General features: G+C 75.5%; 2 protein-coding genes. Both read right to left on the bottom strand.

Translation table 11 applies throughout. From position 1 onward, the window contains the following. A partial coding sequence (locus ACJA3G_RS34820; protein ID WP_406557031.1) for a sigma-70 family RNA polymerase sigma factor occupies positions 1-1,444 on the bottom strand: 1,444 nt, incomplete at its 3' end. A 146-nt stretch (positions 1,445-1,590) separates the two neighbouring features. Next, a complete protein-coding gene (locus ACJA3G_RS34815) occupies positions 1,591-2,430 on the bottom strand; it encodes a TetR/AcrR family transcriptional regulator (protein WP_406557030.1) in 840 nt (279 codons plus the stop codon). Positions 2,431-2,624 lie beyond the last annotated feature (194 nt).

Genomic DNA, 2,624 nt, shown 5'->3' with positions numbered 1-2,624 from the left:
CCGCCACGGCGACCGCCGCCGCGATGCCCGCCTTGGCGGCCCCGCCGAGCCCCTCGGAGGCGGCGGCCCCGCCGGCCGCGCCCCCGGACGAACTCCCGCCCGTGGCCGCCGCGGCAGCACCGGCACCCGCCGCACCGGCGGCGCCTCCCGCCACGAGTCCCGCGGCCTTGAGCGAGTACCCGGCGGCGAACCAGCCGACCACCGCGACCGGCAGCAGCGCGGGGATCCCGGCGTTGACGTCCTTGAGCTCGACGACCGCGACCCGGCACTTGGCGCACTCCTCCAGGTGCTTGCTCAGACCCCGCTCGGCCCGCACCCGCAGCCCACCGCGCGCGTACGCCCCGAGGCGGTCGGCGTAGCGGGCGCAGTCGCCGCCCTCGGTGAGCGCGGTGGAGACATGCGCCTGGAGATACGCCTGCTTCAGACCCTCGCGGGCCCGGCTGGCCAGGACCGCCGTGGCGTTGGCGGAGAGCCCGAACAGCGGGGCGATCTCGCTGGGCGACTCCTCCTCGACGGTGGTGTGCCACAGCACCGCTTGCCACCGCTCCGGCAGCGACCGGAAGGCCTGCATCGCCAGCGACTGCTCGGCCTCGTGCATCGCCCGGACGTCCGCGCCGAGGTCGACCGTGTCGTCGTCCCTGCCGTCCGAGGTACGGGCGGCCTGGTCGGCGAAGAGCGCGAAGTCCTCGACCAGCTGCTCGCGCCTGGCCGTCTTCGTCCAGGACGCGGCGACGCGGCGCACGGTGGTCATCAGATACGCGCGCACCGCCTGCTCGGGCCCGGCGCCGCCGCGCACCGCCTGGAGCGTACGGGCGAAGACCTCGGCGGTGAGGTCGTCGGCGGTGTGCGCGTCCCGGCAGCAGCTGCGGGCGTACCGGCGCACCGCGTCGGAGTGGCGGCGGAACAGCTCCTCGTAGGCGGAGTCGTCGCCCGCGCGCATCCGCTGGATGAGCTCGGCGTCGGCGGTGACGGACCCACCACCGGTGACCCGCTCCCGCTGCTGCGGAACACCGGGCACGGTCTTGGCGGGGTCGGTGGCGGGCGCCGTTGGACCGGTGGTGGTCGCCATGGGGCCGGTGGTGGGCGCAGCCGGGCCGGTGGCAGGCGTCGTTGGGCCGGCGCCAGTCGCCGTCGGGCCGGTGGCAGGCACCTCCGGGTGGCTCCGGCTGCTCCGGCCGGTGGCAGGCGCCATGGGACCACTTGGGCCGCTCTGGGCGTTCGGGTCGGCCGGACCGTTCGGGTCGGCCCGGTCGGCCGGGTCGTCGGCGGGGGCCTCGGGCTCCCGCGCGGGGCCCCACGGCCCGGGCAGCACGGTGCCGCCGGGCCCGCTGTCGGCGTCCGGCCGGCTCGCGCGGCCCGCCTGGCCCGGCACCTGCGCGGAGGGCGCGCCCTCCGGCTTGGTACCGCTGCTGTTGCCGAGCTCGTCCCGCCCCTCAACGCTCATCGCGGAAGCCCCCGTCAGCACGCTCAGACCCAACCACGGGCCAAGCGTCCCACAGAGCCCCACACCCGAGGAGTCCGCCCGCTGTCAACCACCCGTTAGGGGAACCCGCCCCGAACGGGGGCGGGTCCGTGGCCGCGGGCCGCGTCTCAGACCGGCCGCGAACGCAGGCCTTCGAGGAGGATGTCCAGGAGCCTGGCCGAAGCAGCGGCCTGCTGGTGGGGATCGGGCAGCGACGGCGCCGCCGTGGCTATCACCAGGAGCACATCGGCCACGGTCACATCGCCCCGCAGCTCACCCGCCTCGCGCGCCCGGTCCACCAGCTGCCCGACCACCGCGAGCAGCTCGACCGCCCCCGGGTCGTCCAGCTCGTCCGGTGCGGCCGTGCGCTGTTCGACGACCCGCAGGTCGGGCACGACGGACCCGCCGGGCAGCCCGGCCTGACGCTGCTGCGGCACCCGCACCTCGGGGGCGGAGCCCGCCGCGTCCAGCGGCTCCACCGGCGCCGGAACCGGCACCGGTCCGGTGCCGATGACCGTCGACTCCTCGCCCTCCACGTCCACCCCGACGCGCAGCACCTGCGGCGGCAGCAGCCGTCCGGCACCCGACGCCACCGAGGTGCGCAGGAACCGGGAGAGCGCCGACCAGGGCTCCTCCTCCTGGCCCAGCGCGGTGCGCGCCTGGTCGGTGAGGCGTGCGGTCTCCTCCTCGGCTATCCGCCGTACCAGCACGTCCTTGCTCGGAAAGCGCCGGTAGACCGTGCCCACGCCGACGCGCGCGCGACGGGCCACGTCCTCCATCGGCGCCCCGTACCCCAGCTCACCGAACACCTCGCGCGCGGCGCGCAGCACGTGTTCCAGATTCCGCTGGGCGTCCACGCGCAGCGGCGCGGAGCGGGAAGCGGAAGCGCTCCCACCACCGCCCGCGCGACCATTGCCGTCCGCCGACGCGACGACGGCGGACTGCCAATGAGAGTCCTGAATATGCATAACCGTTCCCCCGGTAATGACGTCTCCCCCCGGAGACTCCCCGCCCTGACAGTCGGGTGGCCGGACCCGACACCCCGACGAGGTACGAACATAGTTGAGCCGGAGTCAATTCAGAAGGGGGTTGTTCCGCACGGTGTGCCCCCCGATCGGAGCAAGGGCCGGAACCTTCCCGATTCGGCCCCCTGCGCCACCCC

The sequence above is a fragment of the Streptomyces sp. YS-3 genome (assembly GCF_045257485.1).
Taxonomy (GTDB): domain Bacteria; phylum Actinomycetota; class Actinomycetes; order Streptomycetales; family Streptomycetaceae; genus Streptomyces.
The sequence above is the reverse complement of the archived record's forward strand: the minus strand, read 5'-3'. Positions and strand labels throughout refer to the sequence as shown.

Coding starts and splice junctions, on each gene's coding strand:
- ACJA3G_RS34815 (WP_406557030.1), bottom strand. CDS start 2,430: ATGCATATTCAGGACTCTCATTGGCAGTCCGCCGTCGTCGCGTCGGCG.